We start from the raw sequence: 22012 nt of genomic DNA, 5'->3' as shown, positions 1-22012 counted from the left end.
TGGGCGTCAGCCGTCCAGCATCCGCCGCAGCAGGTCCCTGAGGGAGCGCCGCTCCGCGTCGGAGAGCCCGGCGAGGGGTTCGCGGGCGAAGCGCAGGCCCTCGCGCAGGTCGCGGGCGACGCGGACGCCCTCCCCGGTGGCCGCGGCCAGCTTCACCCGGCGGTCGGTGGGATCGGGGCGGCGCTCCACCAGGCCGCGGACCTCCAGGCGGTCCACGATGCCCGTCACGTTCGACGGCTCGCACTTGAGCCTCTGCGCCAGCTTGCGCATCGGCAGCGGCTCCACCGACAGCAGGCTGAGCAGCCGGGCCTGGGGGCCGGTCAGCGCGTGCTCGCCCGCCGCCTCCTCGTAGTCCGCGTAGAAGCGGGCCACGACGTCGCCGATCAGCTCGACGACCTCCATGGTCACGGCGTCGGGCCGGTGGGTTCTCCGCGGGACGGGCATGACTCCAGGGTACTGCGTTACTTGACATGCTGAAATGTCGATGCGCATGGTTGTTTCAGGTACTGAAACATTTGGGACGCGTGGAAAGGCACCGTCATGATCAACCGCGAGTGGCACCTGCTCAGCCGTCCCGTCGGCTGGCCGGAGCCCGAGGACTTCGCCCTGGTCGAGACCGAGGTCCCGGCACCCCGCGAGGGTCAGGTACTGGTGCGCAACGAGTACCTCTCCGTGGACCCGTACATGCGCGGCAGGATGTCGGCCGCCAAGTCCTACGTCGCCCCCTTCGAGCTGGGCAAGGCCATGCAGGGCGGTGCCGTCGGCGAGGTCGTCGCCTCCAACGCCGAGGGGATCGCCGTCGGCGACCACGTCCTGCACTTCTTCGGCTGGCGCGAGTACGCGGCCGTGGACGCGAAGAACGCCGTCAAGGTCGACCCGCGGGCCGCGCCGCTGTCGGCGTACCTCGGCGTGCTCGGCATGACCGGCCTGACCGCCTACGCCGGGCTGCTGCGCACCGCCTCCCTCAAGGAGGGCGACGTCGTCTTCGTGTCCGGGGCCGCGGGCGCCGTGGGCAGCCAGGCCGGCCAGCTCGCCCGGCTCAAGGGCGCCTCGCGGGTCATCGGCTCGGCCGGCTCGGACGAGAAGGTCGGGCTGCTGGTCGGGGAGTACGGCTTCGACGCCGCGTTCAACTACAGGAACGGCCCGGTGAGCGAGCAGTTGCGCGAGGCCGCGCCCGACGGCGTCGACGTCTACTTCGACAACGTCGGCGGGGAGCACCTGGAGGCGGCCATCGGATCGCTGAACCAGGGCGGCCGGATCGCGGTCTGCGGCATGATCTCGGTCTACAACAACACCGAGCCCGCGCCCGGCCCGAGGAACCTCGCCCGGCTGATCCAGACCCGCGGCCGGATCGAGGGCTTCCTGGTCGGCGACCACTACGACCTGCAGCCCCGGTTCGTCCAGGAGGTCGGTCCCTGGGTCGCCTCGGGCGCCCTGAAGTACCGGGAGACGGTCGTCGAGGGCATCGAGAACAACCTGGAGGCGTTCCTCGGCGTCCTGCGCGGCGACAACACCGGGAAGATGATCGTCAAGCTCTGAGGTCCGGCCGCGGCGGGCGGGGTGCCGCGGGCCGCGCCGGGGAGCCGCGGCCGGGAGGCGGGCGCACCCGCGTCCCGCTCCGGTCTACGAGCACCACCACAGGAACCGGTCGCACCTCTTCGTCGGCGTCGGCTCCGGGGCCGGCTCCGAGGGGGCCGGGGCGGCGGTGGACGGCGGGTCGGAGGGCGGCGGCGGGCCGGCCGGGACCGAGGGGGCCGTGCTCGCGCTCGCCGCGGCCGACTGCTCCCCCGGGCCGGCGTCCCCGGGGTCCGGCGACGCGGAGTCCCCGTCCTTCGCCGACGCGGAGGCGGAGGCGGAGGCCGAAGGAGAAGAGGAGGAGGACGCCGACGCGCCCGGCGAGGACCCGGCGCCGCTCCGGCCGGGAACGGCGCCCGGGGTGCCGCCCGGGGGGACGGCCGTGGCGGCCGGGGCGGAGGCCGAGCCGCCGCCGTCCACCGTCGCGTCCCCCGAGGCGGCCGGTCCGGCGCCGGGGAAGGGCACGTCCACGCCGAGTTCGGCGAGGCTGAGGCCGCCCGCCGCCAGGACGAAGCCCGCGGTGATCAGCGCGGTACGGCGCCGGCGGCGCCGGTGCGCGGCGGCCTTGCGGTCGCGACGGCTGTCGTCGGCACCCGGCGGGCCGCCGGCGGCACCCCGGCCCGGACTTCCGCCGTGCCCCCGGCCGCGCGCCCGGCGGCGGGCGGCGCGACCCCCGGCCTCGTCCGGCCGGGCGTGCGCGCCGTCCGCGGCGGCGCGGCCGCCCGGGTCCCCGTGGTCGTCGCGCTCCCCGGCCACCCCGCCCGCCCGGGGGGTGCCGACGGCGGGCCCGGTGTGCCCGTCGCGGGCCGGCCGGGCCCCGTGGACGGCCCCGTCGGGGCCGTACGGCTCCGCCGCCGCGCCCGCCTCCCCGCGCGCGGCCGGTGTGTGCGCGGCCGGGCTGCCCGCGGGCGTACCGCACCCCGGGCAGGCCAGGGCGCCGTTGAGGTGCCGTCGGCACGGGTGGCAGTAGTCCATGACGCGGGAAGACTAAGTTCCCCGCGGGTCACGTTCCCAGACACCCCTGTGAAGGTTCGGTGCGGGAGCCGGAGAGTTCTCGGAAGGTTTGCCGAAACCGTTACCCGTTCGCCCCATTGACACTCCCGCCGCACCCTCCTTACTGTCACGCCAGCATTTCGAACGTGTGACGAAATCTCGAACACCTGAGGGGCAACTGCCGTGCGCATCACCGGAATCAGCACGCACGTGGTCGGGACGCCGTGGCGCAACCTGACCTACGTCCAGGTGCACACCGACGAGGGGGTCACGGGGGTCGGCGAGACACGCATGCTCGGTCACACCGACGCGCTGATCGGCTACCTGCGGGAGGCCGAGGCCAACCACGTTCTCGGATCCGACCCGTTCGCCGTCGAGGACCTCGTGCGCCGCATGAAGTACGGCGACTACGGGCGGGCCGGCGAGATCGTCATGTCCGGCATCGCGGTCGTGGAGATGGCCTGCTGGGACATCAAGGGCAAGGCACTCGGCGTACCGGTGTGGCAGTTGCTCGGCGGTAAGGTGACGGACCGGGTCAAGGCGTACGCCAACGGCTGGTACACCACCGAGCGGACGCCGGAGGCCTACCACGAGGCCGCCCGGCAGGTCGTGGCGCGCGGGTACCGGGCGCTGAAGATCGACCCCTTCGGCACCGGGCACTTCGAGCTGGACCACGAGCAGACCCGCTACGCCGTCTCGCTGATCGAGGCCGTCCGGGACGCCATCGGGCCCGGGGCCGAGCTGATGCTGGAGATGCACGGCCGCTTCTCCCCCGCCACCGCCGTCCGGCTGGCCAGGGAGATGGCCCCCTTCGCTCCCGCCTGGCTGGAGGAGCCGGTCCCGCCGGAGAACCTGAAGGCACTGGAGAAGGTCGCCGCCAAGGTGGACCTCCCGGTCGCCACGGGCGAGCGCATCCACGACCGCATCGAGTTCCGCGAGCTCTTCGACAGCCAGGCCGTGGACATCATCCAGCCCGACGTCGGCCACATCGGCGGCATCTGGGAGACCCGGAAGCTCGCCGCCACCGCCGAGACCCACTACACGCTGGTCGCCCCGCACAACGTCGGCGGCTCGGTCCTGACGGCCGCCAGCCTCCAGGTCGGCTTCACCTCGCCGAACTTCAAGATCCTGGAGCACTTCAACGACTTCGCGGACGCGGAGATCAAGAAGGTGGTCAAGGGCGCCCCCGAGGTGGTCGACGGTTACTTCCACCTCTCCGACGCGCCGGGGCTGGGCGTCGAGCTGGACGTGGACGCGGCGGCCGAGTTCCCCCAGCAGCAGGCCCGGTTCGACCTGTGGGCCGAGGGCTGGGAGCAGCGCAGGCCGAAGGGCACCAAGTGAGTTCCCAGGTCGTCGTGGAGGCGCCAGGCGCCCACCGGATCGTCCCGCACGAACCGCGCGAGCCGGGGCCGGGCGAGGCACTGGTCGCCGTGCACGCGGTCGGCGTCTGCGGCAGCGACCGCGAGGTGTACCGGGGCAACCGGCCGCAGGGGTACGTGCGTTACCCGCTCACGCCCGGCCACGAGTGGTCCGGGACCGTGCGCGCGGCCGGCGCCGGGGTGCCGCAGGCGCTCGTCGGCCGCAGGGTCGTCGGGGAGGGCTTCCGCAACTGCCAGGTCTGCGAGCGCTGTCACGCGGGCGAGACGACGCTGTGCGGCGCGGGGTACGAGGAGACCGGTTTCACCCAGCCCGGCGCCATGGCCGCCACGCTCACCCTGCCCGCCCGGCTGCTGCACGTGCTGCCGGACGACGCCGACCTGACGGCCGCCGCCCTGCTGGAGCCGGCCGCCTGCGTCGCGGCCGCCGCGCTGAAGGCGGCGGCCCGGCCCGGCGAACGGGTCGCGGTGGTGGGCACGGGCACGCTCGGGATGTTCGCCGTGCAGTTCCTGAAGGCGGTCTCGCCGGCGGAGCTGCTGGTGGTGGGCGCGCGGCGTGACCGGGAAGCGCTGTCCCGGCGGTTCGGGGCCACCGGCTACCGGCTCGGGGACGAGCCGCTCCCGGACCGCTTCGACGTCGTGATCGAGGCCGCCGGGTCCGCGTCCGCCGCGCGCACCGCCGCCGCGCTGCTGCGGCGCGGCGGACGGCTGGTGCTGACCGGCATCCCTGCGCCGGGCGCCGACGGACTCGACCCGACCGACCTGGTCGTACGCCAACTGGAGGTGCACACCGTCTTCGGGGCGCCCCCGGACGCCTGGGCGCACGCCGTGCGGATGTTCGGCGCCGGGCTGCTGGACCCGCTGCCGCTGGTCACGCACGAGCTGCCGCTGACCGGGTTCCCGCAGGCGATGGAGCTGGTGGGCAGCGGCGGTCCGGCGGTGGGCAAGGTGCTGCTCCGGCCCTGACCGCGCACCCGGGGCGCGCCGCGACGGCGTCCCGGCCGCCTCCTCCCCACCCCGAGCCGCGAACCTCCTCCGGCACATCGAACACGAAGGACAGCTTGTGACCGACGCTTCCGCTCCGGCAGCCCGCAGGCCCGGCGAACAGGTGCTCGCCGCGCTCGGCCTGGACGCGCCCGCCCCCGACCCGGCCGACGCCTCCGCCCACACCTTCCCGGGCGGCGGCCGCTGGCGCACCGAGATCCCCTCGTGCGAGGGTCCCGAGGCGCTGGCGGCCGTCCTCGAGGAGGCCTCGCGCCTCGACGTGCCGATCCACCGGATCAGCCAGGGCAGCGGCGTGTGGATGCTCACCGACGCCGAGATCACCGAGATGGTGGGGGCCAGCGCCGCGCGCGGCATCGAACTCTGCCTGTTCACCGGCCCGCGCGGCACCTGGGACATCGGCGGCTCGGTGCGCTCGGACTCGCGGGGGGCCGGACTGCGCGCCCGCGGCCACGACGCCGTGGCCGGCTGCGTGGAGGATGCCGTCCGCGCCACCGAACTGGGCGTCAAGTGCCTGCTGGTCGCCGACGAGGGCGTGCTGTGGACCCTGCACCGGGCCCGGCGGCGGGGCCTCCTGCCGGCCGACACCACCCTGAAGGTCTCGGCGCTCATCGGGCCCGTCAACCCGGCCGCGTTCGCCGTGTACGAGGGTCTCGGCGCCGACTCCGTCAACGTGCCCAGCAACCTGACGCTGGACCACCTCACCGAGATCCGCCGGGTCTCCGCCGCTCCCATGGACATGTACATCGAGGCCCCCGACGACCTCGGCGGCTACGTCCGGATGTACGAGGTCGCCGAGCTGATCCGGCGCGGCGCACCGCTCTACCTCAAGTTCGGCCTGTCCAAGGCTGCCGGGATCTACCCGTACGGGCACCACCTGAGGGAGCTGACCCTGGCCACCGCCCGGGAACGGGTGCGGCGCGGCCGGCTCGCCCTGGACCTGCTCGCCCGCCACGGGGCGGACGGCGCCATGGCGCCGCTCGGTTCGCGGCTGCCGGGCCCGCTCAACCGGTTCGACATCCCGTCATAACGTTCCGGAAACTCGGCTTCACAGGAGCCGACAGACTCGCGCAGAATCCCGCACACCTCTCCTCGGTCCACCACCGCGCCGCTCCCGGAACGTCCTTCCGTCCGCCGGACCGATCCCGCACCCACACCAAGGACTGATCGCCATGCGCACTCGCAGAGCCGCACTCGCCGCCATAGCCGCGGCCGCCTCGCTCGCCCTCACCCTGACCGCCTGCGGTCAGGACAGCGAGGGCGGCAGCAAGGAGAAGACGGACGACACCAAGGGCGGCACCATCGGCATCGCGATGCCGACCAAGTCCTCCGAGCGCTGGATCGCCGACGGCAGGAACGTCGAGAAGAACCTCCGGGCCAAGGGCTACAAGACCAAGCTGGTCTACGGCGAGGACGACCCCGACACCCAGGTCTCGCAGATCGAGAACCTCATCACGCAGGGCGTGAAGGGCCTGATCATCGCGGCCATCGACAACAAGTCGCTGAACAACGTGCTCCAGGAGGCCGCGGACGCGCACATCCCGGTCATCGCCTACGACCGCCTGATCCTCGGCACCAAGAACGTCGACTACTACGCCTCGTTCGACAACGAGAAGGTCGGCGTGCTGCAGGGCACCTACCTCGTGCACAAGCTGGGGCTGGACAGCGGCAAGAAGGGCCCGTTCAACATCGAGCTGTTCGCCGGCTCGAACGACGACAACAACACCAAGTACTTCTTCGGCGGCGCGATGAAGGTGCTCCAGCCCTACATCGACAAGAAGCAGCTGGTGGTCAAGTCCGGGCAGACCAAGCTCAACCAGGTCACCACCCTGCGCTGGGACGGCACCACGGCGCAGAAGCGCATGGAGGACGTCCTCACCTCCGCCTACAAGAGCGGCCGGGTCGACGCGGTGCTCTCGCCCTACGACGGCATCTCCATCGGCATCCTGTCCGCGCTGAAGTCGGACGGCTACGGCTCGGGCAGCAAGCCGCTGCCGGTCGTCTCCGGTCAGGACGCCGAGCTGGCCTCGGTGAAGTCGATCATCGCCGGTGAGCAGACGCAGACCGTCTACAAGGACACCCGTCAGCTCGCCGAGGTCGCCGCGACCATGGTCGACGACGTCCTCAAGGGCAAGAAGCCGCAGACCAACGACACCAAGACCTACGACAACGGTGCCAAGGTCGTCCCCGCCTACCTGCTGCAGCCGGTCAGCGTCGACAAGAGCAACTACCGGAAGGTGCTGGTCGACGGCGGTTACTACACCGAGTCCGAGCTCAAGTAACCGGCCGAACCCAAGGATTGGAAGGCACGACCATGGCGGGACCCGTCCTGGAAATGCGCTCGATCGTCAAGACCTTTCCCGGCGTCAAGGCGCTGTCGGACGTCACGCTGACCGTCCGGCAGGGCGAGGTCCACGCCATCTGCGGGGAGAACGGCGCCGGCAAGTCGACCCTGATGAAGGTGCTCTCCGGCGTCCACCCGTACGGCAGTTACGAGGGCGACGTCCTCTTCGAGGGAGAGGTCTGCCGCTTCAGGGACATCCGGGCCAGTGAGCAGCACGGCATCGTCATCATCCACCAGGAGCTGGCGCTGGTGCCGTACCTCTCCATCGCGGAGAACCTGTTCCTCGGCAACGAGCACGCCCGGCGCGGGCTCATCAACTGGAACGAGACCCTGCGGCACGCCACCGAACTGCTGCGCCGGGTGGGCCTGGAGGAGCACCCCGAGACCCGCGTCGCCGACATCGGCGTGGGCAAGCAGCAGCTCGTGGAGATCGCCAAGGCGCTGTCGAAGCAGGTGAAGCTGCTGATCCTGGACGAGCCGACGGCGGCCCTGAACGACGAGGACAGCGGCAAGCTCCTCGGCCTCATCCTGGAGCTGAGGAACCAGGGCATCACCTCGATCATCATCTCCCACAAGCTCAACGAGATCCGCCGGGTCGCCGACTCGGTGACGATCATCCGGGACGGCCGGTCCGTCGAGACGCTGGACGTGAAGGCGCCGGGGACGACCGAGGAGCGGATCATCGCCGGCATGGTGGGCCGCGACCTCGACCACCGCTTCCCGGAGCGCACCCCGCACCGGCCGGAGGAGGGCGCGGCCCCCGCCCTGGAGATCCGGGACTGGACCGTGCTCCACCCGATCGACCAGCAGCGCAAGGTCGTGGACGACGTGTCGATCCACGTGCGCCGCGGGGAGATCGTCGGCATCGCGGGCCTGATGGGCGCCGGCCGCACCGAACTCGCGATGAGCGTGTTCGGCCGCGCCTACGGCCGGTACGCGGGCGGCACCGTCCTCAAGGACGGCACCGAGATCCGCACGAGGACCGTGGCGGAGGCGGTCCGGCACGGCATCGCGTACGTCACCGAGGACCGCAAGCGCTACGGCCTCAACCTCATCGACGACATCAACCGCAACATCTCGCTGACCGCGCTGGACAAGGTCGCCAGGCGGGGCATCGTGGACGAGCACGGGGAACGGCAGGTCGCCGAGGGTTTCCGCACGTCCATGAACATCAAGGCACCGACCGTGTTCGAACCGGTGGGCAAGCTGTCGGGCGGCAACCAGCAGAAGGTCGTCCTCAGCAAGTGGATCTTCGCCGGACCCGACGTGCTGATCCTGGACGAGCCCACGCGCGGCATCGACGTGGGCGCCAAGTACGAGATCTACACGGTCATCGACCAGCTCGCCGCCCAGGGCAAGGCGGTCGTCTTCATCTCCTCCGAGCTGCCCGAACTGCTCGGCATGTGCGACCGCATCTACACGATGGCCGCGGGACGGCTGACCGGTGAGGTGCCGCGGGCCGAGGCCACGCAGGAAGTGCTGATGCGCCATATGACGAAGGACAAAGAGGTAACGCGATGAGCACGGATGTGACCGCCAAGAGCCCGGTCCCCGCGCCGCCGGGCAGGAGCGGACCGGCCGCCGGCACGGGACTGCTCCGGCTGGTGCTGGACGGGCTGCGGCGCAACATGCGCCAGTACGGCATGCTGATCGCGCTCGGCCTGATCGTGGTCCTGTTCGCGGTCTGGACCGACGGGGACCTGCTGCTGCCGCGCAACGTCTCCAACCTGGTGCTGCAGAACAGCTACATCCTGGTCCTCGCGATCGGCATGATGCTGGTGATCATCGCCGGGCACATCGACCTGTCGGTCGGCTCGCTCACGGCGTTCGTCGGCGCCTTCGCCGCCGTCCTGACCGTGCAGCACGGGGTGGCCTGGCCCGTGGCGCTGGTGCTGTGCCTGCTGGTGGGCGCGGTCGCGGGTTCCGTTCAGGGCTATCTGATCGCCTACCTCGGCATACCGTCGTTCATCGTCACCCTCGCCGGAATGCTGCTCTTCCGGGGCCTGACGGAGATCCTGCTCAAGGGCCAGACCCTCGGCCCCTTCCCGGACGGGCTGCAGAAGCTCGGCAACGGCTTCATGCCCGCGGTCGGCCCGGACACCAACTACCACAACCTCACCCTGCTGCTCGGGCTCGTGCTGATCGCGGCCGTGGTGTGGCAGGAGGTCCGCGACCGCCGCCGCCAGCAGGAGTTCTCCCTGGACGTGCTGCCCGTCCGCCTCTTCCTGCTCAAGCTGGTCGCGCTGGTCGCCGCGGTCCTCGTCCTGACGATGCTGCTGGCCAGCTACAAGGGCGCCCCGATCGTGCTGATCATCCTCGGCGCCCTGGTGGTCGGCTACGGCTACGTGATGCGCAACGCGGTGTTCGGCCGGCACATCTACGCCATCGGCGGCAACCTGCCGGCGGCCAAGCTGTCCGGCGTGAAGGACAAGAAGGTCACCTTCTACGTCTTCCTGAACATGGGCGTGCTCGCGGCCCTCGCGGGCCTGGTGGTCGCCGCCCGGCTGAACGCGGCCTCCCCGAAGGCGGGTGTCAACTTCGAACTGGAGGCCATCGCCTCGTCGTTCATCGGCGGCGCGTCCATGAGCGGCGGTGTCGGCACCGTCCTCGGCGCGATCATCGGCGGTCTCGTCCTCGGCGTGCTGAACAACGGCATGAACCTCCTGAGCGTCGGCACCGACTGGCAGCAGGTCATCAAGGGACTGGCCCTGCTGGTGGCGGTCGGCTTCGACGTGTGGAACAAGCGCAAGTCCGGTTCGTGAGCCGGACCGGGCCCCGCCGCACCCGCGGCGGGGCCCTTCCCGCGTGCAGGACCGCGGCGGCGGACACCGCCGCCACCGGCGCGGACGCGCGGGCGGCACCGACGGCAGGGCGACGGCCCGTGCCCGCGGGCCCGGCACTTCCCGGACCCGCCGGACCGCCCGGCATCCCCCTCGGCCGGGCTGCGGCCCCGCCGGACGCACCGGACGGCGACGGCGCACTCGTTCGACGACGGCGCACTCGTCCCGCGCATGGGCCGTGGTTTCCCCGCCCGGGGTGAACGGCGGCCCGTCCGCCTCCGTATCCGGGGTTGGCCCGTGCTCCCCCGCACGGGCCGTTCCCGAACGGAGGTCCCCTTGGCCGGCAACGTCACCTCGCTGTTCCGCGGCGCCGCCGCACACAGCCCGTCGATGGCGGCACTGGCGCGGGAGGGCGACGGGACGGGCCCGGTGGACTTCTGCATCCCGTGCAACCCCTACTTCCCCACCCCCGCCATGTTCGAGGAGATGGCGGCCCGGTTGCGCGAGATCGTCACGTACTACCCCAGCGGCGCCGACACCATCACGGCCGAGCTGTGCGGCCTGCTGAACCTGCCGCCGCAGTGCGTGGCGATGGGCAACGGCTCCACGGAACTGATCACCTGGATCGACCACCTGCTGGTGCGCGAGTCGCTGGCCGTCCCCGTCCCCACCTTCGGCCGCTGGACCAACCAGCCGATGGAGACCGGCAAGCGGGTCGACATGTTCCCGCTCCAGGAGGCCGACGGCTTCGCCCTGGACCTCGACCGGTACGCCGGGTTCGTCCGCGCCCGCGGCACGCGCGTCGCCGTCGTCTGCACCCCCAACAACCCGGACGGCGGTTGTCCGGACAAGCAGTCGGTGGTGCGGTTCCTGGACGACATGGCTCACCTGGACCTGGTGGTCGTGGACGAGTCGTTCCTGGAGTTCGCCGACGCGCAGGACGAACCGAGCGTCGTCCAGGAGGCGATGCTGCGCCCCAACGTCATCGTCCTGCGCAGCCTCGGCAAGAACTTCGGGCTGCACGGCATCCGCTTCGGCTACCTCGTGGCGAACCCCGCCCTGGCGGGCCGCGTCCGGTCCATGCTGCCGAAGTGGAACCTCAACTCCTTCGCCGAGCACGTGGTGTTCATGCTGCGGGAGCACGGGCCGGAGTACGCGCGGAGCCTCGCACAGGTGCGCCGGGACCGCCTCGACATGGCCGGCCGGCTCGCCGCCCTCCCCGGCCTGACGGTCTACCCCTCCCAGGGCAACTTCCTCTTCGTGCGCCTGCCCGTCGGCGCCGAGGGCACGGTGGTCCGGGACCGGATGCTCACCGAGCACCGGGTCCTGGTCCGCGAGTGCGGCAACAAGATCGGTTCGTCCAGCCGCTTCCTGAGACTCGTGGTGCGCCCCCAGGTCGACGTGCGCCGCCTGGTGTCCGGCCTGGAGCAGGTGCTCCACGGGTCCGGGAGGCAGGCCGCCGCACCCGGGCCGGGCACCGGGACCGGCTACAGCTCGGGTACGGCGGCGGTGGACCGGCTGATGAACGAGACGAACGGATCGGGCATCCACGGCCCGGCCGCCCGGGCCGCGTCCGTCCCGCCCCGGGCCGCCGTCCCCGGCCTGCCGCTGCCCGCCGCCGCCCCGCTCACCGGCGGCGGGACGCCGCTGCCGGGACCGCTCCCGATGCCGGTGCCGATGCCGGTGCCGGTGCCGGTGCCGGCGGCAGCCCGGCCGGTCCCGGGGACGCGGCCGGCGCCTCCGGGACCGGCACCGCTCCCGGGGACGCCCGGCCCCGTGCTCACCCCGGTGCCCGCCCCGGCCCCGGTCCCGGCCGCAGCTCCAGCTCCCGCCCCGGTGCCGGTGTACGCGCCCGCTCCCCCGCCCGCGACGGCGCCCTTCGCCGGCCCCACCCCGCCGGGGGTCCCGGCCCGCGGGGGGCTCACGGCCGCGCAGGTGCGCGGCATGACGGCCCCGGGCGCCCCGCTCCCCGCCCCGGCGGGCGGCCTGACCCCGGCCCCGGTGACGGGCTGGCCCGACGCCCGGAGCCGGCCGGACGCCGCCGGGATGGGGCAGGCGGGCTAGCGGCGCCCGGGCCCCGGCGGCGTGCGGGATTTCGGGCGGCGCTCGACCGTTCGGGCGGACCGTGGAATCGAACGCCTTGCGCTTTCAACGGTCCGCGCAGCCCCCGCCCGGACGCCGTCCCGCCGGTCCCCCGCGCACGCGGTCGAGCGGTCACGCGGTCACGGGTTCTCCCACGCCGCCGGGTCCGCCGCCAGCGTCCGTACCGGTTCCGGCAGCGTGTCCGCCGCCAGGTCGGCGACCGTGACGCCCTCCAGGACGCGGCGGACGTTGGCGCGCAGGGCGATCCACAGGGGCAGGAGCGGCCGGGCCGTGCCCGTGTAGGCCAGGCCGGTGGGCCGTTCCCCGCGCACCGAGACGATCGGGCCGTCCACCGCCCGGACGACGTCCGCCACCGTGACGGCCGCCGCGTCCCGGGCCAGCCGGTAGCCGCCGCCCCCGCCGCGCCGGCTGTCCACGATCCCGGCGCGCCGCAGGTCGCCCAGGATGCCCTCCAGGAACTTGTGCGGGATGTCCTGTACGACGGCGATTTCCTCGGCCTTCACCGGGCCGTCGCCCTGCCGTACGGCCAGCTCCAGTACCGCCCGTACCGCGTAATCCGCCCGCGCCGAGATCCTCATGGGTCCATTGTGGGGCGTGCCTGCGTGGACAATGGCCGCATCCGCGCCCCGTAAGATCGCCCGGGAGGCTCCCTTGGCGCTCAGCAGACGTACCTTCAGTGCCCTGGCCGGCTCGGCCGCGGTCGGCTCCTTCGCCCTGGGCGGCAGCGGCGGCCCCGGGGCGCCCCCGGCGTACGCGGCGCGCGGTGTGCCGACCGGCCTGCCGCCCGCCCCGCCGCGCGCGGACGGCAGGCGGCACACCGTCGGCCACGACCGGCACTCGCTGCTCGTGGACGGCCGGCGGCTGGTCGTGTGGTCCGGTGAGATGCACCCCTTCCGGCTGCCCAGCCCCTCCCTGTGGCGGGACGTGCTGCAGAAGATGCGGGCGCACGGGTTCAACACCGTCAGCATCTACGTCGCGTGGAACTACCACTCCCCCGCACCCGGCGAGTACGACTTCACGGGCGTGCGGGACCTGGACCTGTTCCTGCGCACGGCCGCCGAGACCGGCCTGTACGTCATCCTGCGGCCCGGTCCGTACATCAACGCCGAGGTCGACGGCGGCGGCTTCCCCGGCTGGCTCACCGCGACGGAGGGGACCGCGCGCACCGACGACCCGGTCTACCTGGCGCACGTCGACGAGTGGCTGACCCGGGTGAACCGGATCGCCCGCCGGCACCTGTTCACCCGGGGCACGGGCACGGTCCTGCTCTACCAGATCGAGAACGAGTACGACGCCCACGTCACCGAGGCGACCGGCCGCGACTACATGTCCCACCTGTACCGGAAGGTGCGGGCGGACGGCATCGACGTGCCCCTCTTCCACAACGACAAGGGGCGCAACGGCCACTGGGTCCCGGGCTCCTTCGACACCGGCGGAGAGGAGGGCGGCTGGCTGTACGGGTTCGACGGGTACCCGTCGCCCGCGCAGACGCCGCCCGACTGGGGCCGCTACGGGACCGGCGGACCCACCGGCGGGGCCACCGCCTCGCCGCGCACGCCCGGTTTCGTGCCGGAGTTCGGGGGCGGCTGGTTCGACCCGTGGGGCGGGGCCTGGTTCGACGGCAAGGGCTACGCCGAGGCGCGGCGCACCCGGGACGCGGCCTACGAGCGCCGGTTCTACCTCACCAACCTCGCCAACGGGCTCACCCTGCACAACGTGTACATGACGTTCGGGGGGACGTCCTGGGGATGGCTGCCGGCCCCGGTGGTCTACACGTCGTACGACTACGGGGCGGCGATCGACGAGGCGCGCAACGTCACCGACAAGATCGCCCCGATGCACCAGCTCGGGCACCTGCTCCAGCGCGTGCCCGACTTCGCCCGGCTGGACCGGGCGGCGGACGTGGAGGCCGAGGGGCTGAGGGTCTACCACCTGGCCAACCCGGACACCGGCGCCCACGTGTACGTGGTCCGCAACGACGGCACCCGGGCGGTCACCTCCGACCTGCCGACGCGGGCCGGAAGGCTGCGGATCACCGTGCCGCCGCGGGACGCCCGCATGCTGGCCACCGGGCTCCGCCTCGGCGAGCGGACGCTGAAGCACTCCACCGCCCAGCCCATGACCTTCGTGACCACCGGGCGGCTGGACGTCGCCGTGTTCTGCGGGCGCCGGGACGACATGGCGGAGCTGGTGCTGGAGTGCCCGCAGGAGCCGTTCGTCACCCGGCTCGACCAGGAGGCCGCCTGGACGTACGACCAGGGCGAGCTGCGGGTGGACGTGCCGCTCGGGCAGGGCGGCCTCACCCGGCTGCTGGTGGAGCGGGGCGGGAGCGGCACCCCGCTGCTGCTGCTGTTCGCCGACGACGCCACCGCCGTGCGCCTGTTCCCGTACGACACCCCGTCCGGCACCCTGCTCGTGTACGGCCCGGCGCTGCTGCGCCACGCCGAGGTGCGCGGCTCCGAGGTGCGCCTGACGGGGGACCTCGTCCAGGACGGCGGCGTGGAGGTGTGGGGGCCGCGCGGGATCTCCGCCCTGGTGTGGAACGGGCGGCGGACGCCGTCCCGGACCACCCTGGCCGGGAGCGTGATGACGACCGGGCCGCTGCCGGGCGCGCCCGAGGTGCGGCTGCCCGAGCTGGGCGGCTGGCGGACGCGGACGGAGAACCCGGAGGCCGGCCCGGCCTTCGACGACTCCTCCTGGCCCCTCGCCGACAAGACGTCCTCGTACAGCGTCACCCCCGTCCCGAAGGGGCAGCCGGTGCTGTTCGCGGACGACTACGGCTTCCACTACGGGGACGTCTGGTACCGGGGCGCGTTCACCGGCGCCCTGGGCATCGAGGAGGTCTCGCTCGCCTACACCACCGGTACGCAGGGGCTGCTGATGGCGTGGCTGGACGGGGAGCCGCTGGGCACCCACCGGATGCCCGTGCCGGACAGGACCACCGTCCGCAGGGGCAGCTGGGACGCCACGGCCGTCCTGCCGGTGCGCGAGCGGCTGCGCACGCCCGGCCGGCACGTGCTGTCGGTGCTCGTCCGGCGCATGCAGCACGACCAGGACGGCGGGGCGCTCGACACCCACAAGGCGGCGCGCGGGCTGACGGCGGTCTCCTTCCGGGGCGGGGCGCCGGAGGTGACGTGGCGCATCCAGGGCGCGGCGGCGCCGGACCCGGTGCGCGGACCGCTGAACAACGGCGGCCTGTACGGCGAGCGGGAGGGCTGGCACCTGCCCGGCTTCCCGGACCGGGACTGGGAGGCGGTGACCTTCCCGCGGGCCGAACGGCGCCAGGGCGTGACCTGGTACCGGACGGCGTTCCGGCTGTCGGTGCCGGCCGACGTGGACGCCTCGGTGGGCCTGACCCTGGAGGACGACCCGCACCGGGCCTACCGGGCGCAGGTCTTCCTCAACGGCTGGAACCTGGGCCAGTACGTCAACGACGTCGGCCCGCAGCACACCTTCGTGCTGCCGAACGGCATCCTGCGCACCCGGGGCGCCAACACCCTGGCGCTGGCGGTCCTGTCGGAGTTCACGACGCTGTCCGGTCCGGGGAGGGTGGGCCTGACCCTGCTCGGCAGGGCGGCCGGAGGGGTGCCGGTGACCCCGGTGGCCTCCCCCGGCCGCTGAGCGGGGGCAGCCGAGCCGGATCACGTTCACAGGACAGCGGCTCCAGTACGGCGGTGAGGGTGCCGTCCCGCAGGACGGTGCCCCCGACCGGGTGCGGGGTGCCCCGCTCGGGGTCCCGAGGGTGTTGCGGCGTCTCCTCACCCTCACTGTCCGGGATCGCCGGGCCGGCGTACCGGGTGCTCGAGATGTCGAGGGGCGCCCGTGACTTCGAACGGGACCGTAGGATCGGAGGGCTTGCGCGTCGACGGGTCGGACGGACTCCACGGCCGTCCCGCCACCGCACCGCGGTCGCGGGACGGCATGACGGGTACGCGCCCGGGCGCGTACGCTGCGACCACTCGCGCGGGAAGGGGGAGGGATGGTCATCGCGGGCGCGCGCCGGCGGGCGGCACGTCTGGCCGCGCGGCTGTGCCGCTCCCGTCCGGGCTCGGCGATGCGCTCCCTGGCCGCCGGCCTCGCCGACGCCGTCCAGGCCCGGCCGCAGGCACCGGAGGACGTAGGGGAGTTGTGCCGGGCGCTGTGCGAGGAGATGAGCGCGCGCCGCGGCGGACGGCCGGTCGAGCTGCGCTTCGAGCGCTTCCCGGACGAGATCGAGGTCACCGGCCTGTGGGTGGAGTTCCAGGACTTCGACCTGGTCATCGTGGAGGAGCGTGCCGAGGCCGTGCAGCAACTGGTCATCCTGGGACACGAGTTGTGGCACCTGCACGCCGGCCACCGGCACCACCGCCTGGCCGGCGCGGCGGCGGCCCGCGCGCTCGCCGACGAGCCCGGCTGGCGCGACCGGGCGCTCACGGTGGCCGCCCGCAACGGCTCCCGGCAGGCCGACGAGGCCGAGGCGGACGACTTCGGCCACCGGCTGGCCACCCGGTTCCGGTCCCACCTCACCGGATCCCGCCCCGGTGCGCCCCTGGGCCCGGTGCAGCGCTCCCTGGGCTACCGCGGACGCGGCGGGGCCGCACGGTGATCCGGCCGGCGCTCGACCCCTCGGACTTCCTCACCGAGTTCTACATCTCGTTCCGGATCCCGACCGCGGTCCTCACCGCCGCCCTGCTGATCAAGCTGCCCACGATCATCCGGCTGTGGCGGGACCCGCTGCTGCGCGCCGTCGGCGGACTGCTGCTGCTGGCCTGCGCGGTGTTCGTGTTCTGCACCCCGTCCACGATCGCCGCCGTCAACCGGCTCACCGGCGTGCCCAACGTCTCGGCGCCCTGGTGCTACTCGCTCATCACCGCGTTCTGCGGGTCCTGCCTGCTGCTGATCATCGCCTGGCGCAACGGCCTGTCCGACCGCTCGGCGGGCACCCGCCGCGCGATGCGCCGGGTCGTCCGGGTCTACTCCTCGGTGATCGTCACCCTGTGGGTGCTGTTCCTGCTGGCCGACGCGCCGCGGGAACGGGTGCGGGACCTGGACACCTACTACGCGACGACGCCGTTCATGCGCGAGGAGATCGTGCTCTACCTCGGCGCGCACACGGTGGCCTGCCTGATCACCTCCCGGCTGATCTGGAACTGGGTGCGCACCGAGGGCCTGGACGCCTGGCTGCGCTCGGCGCTGAAGCTGCTGGGCGCCGGCTACGTGATGAACCTGGCCTTCGACGCGGCGAAACTGACCGCCGTCGCCGCCCGCTGGTGCGGGCGGGACCTGGACTGGCTGAGCACCGACCTCGCGCCGCCCGTCGCCGCGGTGTCCGCCATCCTGATCGCCGTCGGCTTCATCCTCCCGCACGCCGGCCAGTACCTCCACGACCGCTGGCGGGTCCGGCTCGCCCACCGGGAACTGCGGCCCCTGTACCGGCTGATGCGGTCGGTGAACGGCGGAGGCGTGCCGTTCGTGCTGCGCGCCGCGCCCGAACTGCGGCTGACCCGGCGCGAGACGTTCATCCGGGACGTGCTGCTGCCGCTGACCCGGCACGTCGACACCGGTCTCGGCCGGCGGTCCCACCGGGCCGCGCTCGATCTCGGCCACCCGCCGGAGCGGGCCCGGGCGCTGGCGGCCGCGGTGGTCGTCCTCGACGCGATCGGGGCCGGGGCCCGTGCCCCGGAGCCGCACGGGACGGCCACCGGGCCCGACACCACGCACCTGCTCCAGGAGATCGGGGCCGTCTCCCGGGCCCTGCGCCACCCCGAGGCCATCGAGGCGGTCCGCGCGCGGGCGGGCGCCGCGGCGCCGGGCGTCACCGTGCCCGAGTGACGCGAGGGCGCACGGCGCCGGGCGAACACGGGCCCGGCGCCGCCGGGTCCGGCACGCCCGGCCGGGACCGGTGCCGGTCAGCCCTCGAAGGCGGGCTGGGCGACGCCCCTGCCCGCGTCGGGCACGACCAGGAGCGAGCCCGCCGTGGGGTGCGGCGCGCTCAGGCCCACCCGGGCCGTCGTGACGTACAGGTCCGTCAGGCCGGGGCCGCCGAACGCGCAGGCCGTGGTGCGCGGTGTGGGCAGGGTGACGACCCGGTCGAGGACGCCGGAGGGGGTGTAGCGGCGCACCGCTCCCCCGTCCCACAGCGCCACCCACACGCAGCCGTCCGCGTCCACCGTGAGGCCGTCGGGGAAGCCCGCGCCCTCCTCGATCCCGACGAACGTGCGCCGGTTGCGGATGCCGTCGGCGTCGTGGTCGTAGACGTCCACCCGCCGGGTCGGGGTGTCGGCGTGGTACATCAGGCGGCCGTCCGGGCTCCACCCGGTGCCGTTGCTGACGGTGACGTCCGACAGGACGGTCCGCGCGGTCCCGTCGCCGGTCAGCCGGGTCAGCGTGCCGCCCCCGGCCGCCTCGTCGTAGCGCATCGTGCCCGCCCACAGCGAGCCGTCCGGGGCCACGGCGGCGTCGTTGCCGCGCCGGCCGGGCACCGGCTCGTGGTGCAGCCAGCGGAAGGCGCCGTCCGGGTCGAGCAGGCCGACGCCGTCCCGGAGGTTCAGCACCAGGCCCCCGCCCGCCCGCGGTTTCGCCGCCCCGACGTGCTGCTCCGTGGTGCGCACCGTGCGCCGGCCGGTGGCGGGGTCGTACGTGCAGACCCGCATCCCCAGGATGTCCAGCCAGATCAGGCGCCCGGCCGCCGGGTCCCAGGTGGGACCCTCGCCCAGCGCCGCCTGCGCCCGTACCGCGACTTCGTACCCGGTCATGCCACGCTCCTGTGCCCCAGCCGTTCCGACAGTTCCGCCGCGCCCTTGGCGGCCAGCTGCTCCAGCTCCGTCAGCCGCTCCTCGCCCCAGCGGATCATAGGCACGGAGATGGACAGGGCGGCGACGACCTTCCCGGTGCGGTCGCGCACCGGCGCCGCCACGCAGCTCACGTCCGGGTTGGACTCGCGGCTCTCCACCGCGACGCCCCGCCGCCGGATCTCCGCCAGCGCCTCGCGCAGCGCGCCCGGCTCGGTGATGCTGTTCGGGGTCATCGCGGCCAGCTCGGCGCCGTCCGGGATCCGCGCGGCCAGCTCCGGCTCGGGCAGCGAGGCCAGCAGCATCTTGCCGACGGAGGTGCAGTGCGCGGGCAGCCGGCGGCCGGCCGCGGACACCATGCGCACGGCGTGCGTGGAGTCGACCTTGGCGATGTAGATGACGTCGGTGCCCTCGAGGATGGCCACGTGCACCGTCTCGTCGCAGGTCTCGGCGACCGAACGGGCCACCTGCTGGCCCTCCGCGGCGAGGTCGAGCTGCTCGGCGTAGCGGCTGCCGAGCTGGTACGGGCGCACGCCGAGCCGGTAGCGTCCGGGCTGTCCGGGCACGGGCACGAGGTACGACCGCGCGGCGAGCGTGGTGACCAGCTCGTGCACGGTGGTGCGCGGCAGCCGCAGCCTGCGCACGATGTCGGGGGCGGAGAGCGTCCCGTCCCCGTCGAGGAAGAGCTCCAGGATGTCGAGAGCCCGGGTCACGGCGGGCACGAGGCGTCCCACGTCCGGTCCCCTCCTTGTGGGTTAAGCGTCCGTTCGATATTTCAACAGACGATCGGCATGGCGAACACAGGCTAGCCACGCGGGGGTGCGCGGGCAATGGCCGGGGGCCGACCGCGGCGCACGGGCGGCACCATGTACACCTCGAAGTCCGCGTCCTGGCTGACCGGGGCGTCGCCTTCGACGCCGACGGTGGCGGTGAAACGCTGGTAGTCGCCGGACGGGTTGCCGATGAGGTGTTCGGAGTTGCCGGGATCGTCCGTACTCGGACCGTGGGTGTAGCGCTCGTCGCCGACTCTCCAGGTGTGTTGGACCCGGTGGGGTCCTTCGCGGACAAGGAGAGCACCCTCTCGTCGACGCCGGTCAAGCGGCGCCGCCGCTTTTTGGCGATCTGCGGCTCGAACGTGCCGGCGGTGTCGCGGGGCACCCTCACTTCCACCGGGCCGGCGTCGGTCGGCACGGTCTTCGCCCGGGTGCCGTTGCGGCTGTTGCCGTTGTTCCTCCCGGCCGGGTCGTGCTTCTCGTAGCCGACGTGGTCGGTGATCTCGCCTTCCGGGGCGGACTCGAGCACCCGCTTGGTCAGCAGCTGCGACGACCCGCCCCCGCCGGTCAGCTGCAGCCCGTCGTTCCGGGCCCGGACAACCGACACCGCAACGGGCTGCTCGTCCGACACCGCACTCGACGGTGCCCGAACCACCCGCTCAACCTGCTCGTTCTCCACGGCGGTCCCCGTCATCGGACGCGTCTTCCCGCTCATCGGATCCGCCGTTGATGAGACATTCCCGGGCCCGGAGACCGCTGGTGCGCGAGGGCGACTTGCCCGGTTCTTGGCGTTCTGGTGGTGACGCCACCCGCACGGGAGGTGCTGACGAACCAGATGCTCAGGAACAGGGAGTTGCGGACGGCGGCCCGGCTGACCGAGGCGCTCGGATACCCGTCGCCGTGTCGGCGCCGTTAGCCTGTGGCTATGTCGGAGCGTGTCATGCCCGGCCGCACGGACGGCCTGATCACCCTGGTTGCCGCAGACGCTCTGTGGGTCGATCTGACGGCCGACGGTGCCGTGCCGACGGCTGCCGGGGCGTTCACCTGCTCCCCTGCCCGTGCTCGGATGGGGTACGTCCTGCTCGGTGGCCATGTGGTGGCGACGGTGAGGGCGAACGGCGGTCAGTGGAGTGTTCCGGAGATCGAGGTGCGCCGGGCGGCCGCGGAATTGAACGCGGTGGGGATGGATCGGCAGGACCTGGTCCGCATCGGTCCGTTTCGTGGGGCCCCGAAGCAGGAGGGCAACGAGGGAACGCCGCTGCGTTGGCGCCAGCGCATCACGGGGGAACTGCAGGAGCCGGGCGGCCGCGAGCGGGCAGCACGACGTGAAGTCGGCCGGCCGTGCCCCCTGGCGGGGATCGACTGGCGACAGGTACTCGTGGAGCGGACCCGCGACGGGACGCAGCGCACGTGGTGGCTGCCGCGCGCTGTGGTCAGGCTGCTGGACGCGGCCGAGCACGCCGAAACACAGTGGGTGCAAGCCGCGCGGACCTGCCGGGCAAGCGCAGCCGTCACCGAGCCGCCCTCCCACCCCCGGCGGGCCCGGGACACCGGCGGCCGGCAGACGACGGACCCCGAGGGCCCCACCGCCTCACTGCGCCCGTACGACAAAGAACTGGAAGGCCAGCTGTACTCGGTGCTCAGCAGGAAGCCCGGTACCTCCCGCAGGGTGGCCAGCTGGGCGTGCGCCGTCTGCCGCACTGTGCCCGCCACCGTACTCGACCACTGCCACGAACACGGCTACGTCCGCGCCCCCGTCTGCCAGTCCTGCAACACACGGGAACGCCCCGACCACCTGTACAGCAACGACATCCGCGTGGCGAACCGCTACACACGCCTCTTCCACACCGACACCGAGGACTGGCTCCGCCACTGGCACCGCTGCCCCGGCTGCCGCGCACGCACCACCCTGCCCCTGCCGCACCTCGCCGCATGGACCGCCCACATAGCCTGCCGGTCGTTGCGCCCGACCCACCGGGCCTCCCGCGGGCGCAAGCCCTGCGGTGTCCTGCGCGTGTCCTGGACGGGCAGTCAGAACGCGCCCCGTTCCTGCCTGCTCACTGTCGCCGTCGACTTCTGCCCCTCCGGCGAGCACCGTGTCCTGGCGCGAGTCCCCTACCGCGAAGCCGCCGAGCGGTTTCGTGCCTGGTTGGCCGAGACGGCCCCCGCCGTGGCCGCCGCAGCCGGTCCTGACCGCCTGGACGGCCTCCCTGCCCAGTTCCGGCCAGTCATCGCGGACACCAGCGGCGAGGACCTGGAACTGTTTTGAGCGGGCACCGGGAGACCTGACACCCCA

At 73.2% G+C, this 22012-nt stretch carries 17 protein-coding genes and 1 pseudogene; 12 read left to right on the top strand and 6 right to left on the bottom strand.

Features of this window, described 5'->3' with window-relative positions; genetic code table 11:
* Positions 1-6: 6 nt before the first annotated feature.
* Entirely contained in the window at positions 7-444 is a 438-nt protein-coding gene (locus QQY24_RS21590) for a MarR family winged helix-turn-helix transcriptional regulator (protein WP_301974349.1), read from the bottom strand.
* 96 nt (positions 445-540) lie between these two features.
* Here QQY24_RS21590 and QQY24_RS21585 point away from each other — a divergent pair, with 96 nt between their 5' ends.
* Positions 541-1539, top strand: coding sequence for an NADP-dependent oxidoreductase (locus QQY24_RS21585; protein WP_301974348.1), 999 nt, complete (start codon positions 541-543; stop codon positions 1537-1539).
* 84 nt (positions 1540-1623) lie between these two features.
* Here QQY24_RS21585 and QQY24_RS21580 read toward each other — a convergent pair whose 3' ends face one another.
* Positions 1624-2550, bottom strand: coding sequence for a hypothetical protein (locus tag QQY24_RS21580; protein ID WP_301974347.1), 927 nt, complete (start codon positions 2548-2550; stop codon positions 1624-1626).
* Positions 2551-2751: 201 nt separating this feature from the next.
* Between QQY24_RS21580 and QQY24_RS21575 the strand changes: the two genes are divergently transcribed.
* The 7 genes from QQY24_RS21575 (at position 2752) to QQY24_RS21545 (ending at position 12134) form a co-directional block, all read left to right on the top strand.
* Positions 2752-3909, top strand: a complete 1158-nt coding sequence (locus QQY24_RS21575) for a mandelate racemase/muconate lactonizing enzyme family protein (RefSeq protein ID WP_301974346.1) — start codon at positions 2752-2754, stop codon at positions 3907-3909.
* Complete coding sequence (locus tag QQY24_RS21570) at positions 3906-4910, top strand: zinc-binding dehydrogenase (RefSeq protein WP_301974345.1); 1005 nt, start codon at positions 3906-3908, stop codon at positions 4908-4910. The genes QQY24_RS21575 and QQY24_RS21570 overlap by 4 nt, the downstream gene beginning before the upstream one ends.
* Positions 4911-5007: 97 nt before the next feature.
* Positions 5008-5976 carry a hypothetical protein gene (locus tag QQY24_RS21565; protein ID WP_301974344.1) on the top strand — a complete coding sequence of 323 codons (969 nt, stop codon included), beginning with the start codon at positions 5008-5010 and terminating at the stop codon, positions 5974-5976.
* 142 nt (positions 5977-6118) lie between these two features.
* Complete coding sequence (chvE, locus tag QQY24_RS21560; protein WP_301974343.1) at positions 6119-7228, top strand: multiple monosaccharide ABC transporter substrate-binding protein; 1110 nt, start codon at positions 6119-6121, stop codon at positions 7226-7228.
* 32 nt (positions 7229-7260) lie between these two features.
* On the top strand, positions 7261-8811 hold the full coding sequence (mmsA, locus tag QQY24_RS21555; RefSeq protein ID WP_301974342.1) for a multiple monosaccharide ABC transporter ATP-binding protein: 1551 nt from the start codon (positions 7261-7263) through the stop codon (positions 8809-8811).
* Positions 8808-10052 (top strand): multiple monosaccharide ABC transporter permease, encoded by a 1245-nt coding sequence (mmsB, locus tag QQY24_RS21550; protein WP_301974341.1) that lies wholly within the window; start codon positions 8808-8810, stop codon positions 10050-10052. The genes mmsA and mmsB overlap by 4 nt, the downstream gene beginning before the upstream one ends.
* A gap of 354 nt (positions 10053-10406) precedes the next feature.
* On the top strand, positions 10407-12134 hold the full coding sequence (locus QQY24_RS21545) for a histidinol-phosphate transaminase (protein WP_301974340.1): 1728 nt from the start codon (positions 10407-10409) through the stop codon (positions 12132-12134).
* Between the two features lie 158 nt (positions 12135-12292).
* On the opposite strand, the gene QQY24_RS21540 is transcribed toward QQY24_RS21545, so the two are convergent.
* Positions 12293-12751: an Rrf2 family transcriptional regulator gene (locus QQY24_RS21540; RefSeq protein ID WP_301974339.1), complete on the bottom strand. Its 459-nt coding sequence runs from the start codon at positions 12749-12751 to the stop codon at positions 12293-12295.
* Positions 12752-12824: 73 nt separating this feature from the next.
* Between QQY24_RS21540 and QQY24_RS21535 the strand changes: the two genes are divergently transcribed.
* The 3 genes from QQY24_RS21535 to QQY24_RS21525 all read left to right on the top strand — a co-directional run bounded on the left by QQY24_RS21535 (position 12825) and on the right by QQY24_RS21525 (position 17984).
* A complete protein-coding gene (locus QQY24_RS21535) occupies positions 12825-15794 on the top strand; it encodes a beta-galactosidase (protein WP_301974338.1) in 2970 nt (989 codons plus the stop codon).
* Between the two features lie 358 nt (positions 15795-16152).
* On the top strand, positions 16153-16758 hold the full coding sequence (locus QQY24_RS21530; RefSeq protein WP_301974337.1) for a toxin-antitoxin system, toxin component family protein: 606 nt from the start codon (positions 16153-16155) through the stop codon (positions 16756-16758).
* A complete protein-coding gene (locus QQY24_RS21525; protein ID WP_301974336.1) occupies positions 16755-17984 on the top strand; it encodes an MAB_1171c family putative transporter in 1230 nt (409 codons plus the stop codon). The genes QQY24_RS21530 and QQY24_RS21525 overlap by 4 nt, the downstream gene beginning before the upstream one ends.
* A gap of 77 nt (positions 17985-18061) precedes the next feature.
* Here the strand turns inward: QQY24_RS21525 and QQY24_RS21520 are convergent, their stop codons facing one another.
* From QQY24_RS21520 to QQY24_RS21510, 3 genes and pseudogenes are all read right to left on the bottom strand, one after another.
* The gene (locus QQY24_RS21520) at positions 18062-18907 is read right to left on the bottom strand and encodes an SMP-30/gluconolactonase/LRE family protein (RefSeq protein ID WP_301976318.1); all 846 of its coding nucleotides are present in this window, start codon (positions 18905-18907) and stop codon (positions 18062-18064) included.
* Entirely contained in the window at positions 18904-19677 is a 774-nt protein-coding gene (locus QQY24_RS21515; RefSeq protein WP_301974335.1) for an IclR family transcriptional regulator, read from the bottom strand. Before QQY24_RS21515 ends, QQY24_RS21520 begins: the two co-directional genes overlap by 4 nt.
* A 322-nt stretch (positions 19678-19999) precedes the next feature.
* Positions 20000-20410 (bottom strand): annotated as a pseudogene (locus QQY24_RS21510) (transposase); the annotation flags it as partial.
* A 231-nt stretch (positions 20411-20641) separates the two neighbouring features.
* Between QQY24_RS21510 and QQY24_RS21505 the strand changes: the two are divergent.
* Entirely contained in the window at positions 20642-21985 is a 1344-nt protein-coding gene (locus tag QQY24_RS21505; RefSeq protein WP_301974334.1) for an endonuclease domain-containing protein, read from the top strand.
* Positions 21986-22012: the final 27 nt, after the last annotated feature.

It is taken from the genome of Streptomyces sp. TG1A-8 (assembly GCF_030499535.1).
Classification (GTDB): domain Bacteria; phylum Actinomycetota; class Actinomycetes; order Streptomycetales; family Streptomycetaceae; genus Streptomyces.
The sequence above is the reverse complement of the archived record's forward strand: the minus strand, read 5'-3'. Positions and strand labels throughout refer to the sequence as shown.